Genomic DNA, 623 nt, shown 5'->3' on the forward strand with positions numbered 1-623 from the left:
CAGCCGGGGTCGTCGGCGACCTCGGCACACGGGACGGGATCCGCGACGTCGCAGAGGCCGCGGAGGTGCCGTTCGGCGAGCCGGACATCCTCGTGAACTCGGCCGGCATCAACATCCGTCCGCCGTTCGCGGAGATCACGGAGGACGACTGGGACGCGACGATGACCGTCAACGCGCTCGCGCCCTTCCTGCTCGGCCAGCGCTACGCGAAGGGCATGGCCGCACGCGGATACGGCCGACTCCTCCACATCAGCTCCCAACAGGCCCACCGCGCCTTCGTGGGAAGCGGGGTCTACGGCGCATCGAAGGGTGCCGTCGAATCGCTCATGCGCTCGGAGGCCGAGGCCTGGGGCGGAACCGGCGTCACGAGCAACACGCTCGTCCCCGGCTTCGTGCTGACCCCGTTGAACGCCCGCCTGCAGCAGGATCCGCAGAAAGTCGCCGAGCTCGCGGCACGCACCATGATCGGACGCAACGGACTGCCGAGCGACTTCGCCGGGGCCGCGGTGTTCCTCGCCGGAGCGGGATCGGCCTACGTCACCGGCCACTCGCTGTTCGTCGACGGCGGACTGTCGGTGCACTGAGGCGCCTCGGTGCTCCGGGACCGGCGCCGACGACTCAGG

Annotated in this window: 1 protein-coding gene; it reads left to right on the top strand. The window is 70.6% G+C overall.

Annotated elements, in window-relative coordinates:
• The coding region (locus tag KZA10_RS17030) for an SDR family NAD(P)-dependent oxidoreductase (protein WP_218683492.1) at nt 1–584 on the top strand (584 nt) is incomplete at its 5' end.
• Nucleotides 585–623: the final 39 nt, after the last annotated feature.

It is taken from the genome of Microbacterium sp. BF1, assembly GCF_019279095.1.
GTDB lineage: Bacteria > Actinomycetota > Actinomycetes > Actinomycetales > Microbacteriaceae > Microbacterium > Microbacterium maritypicum.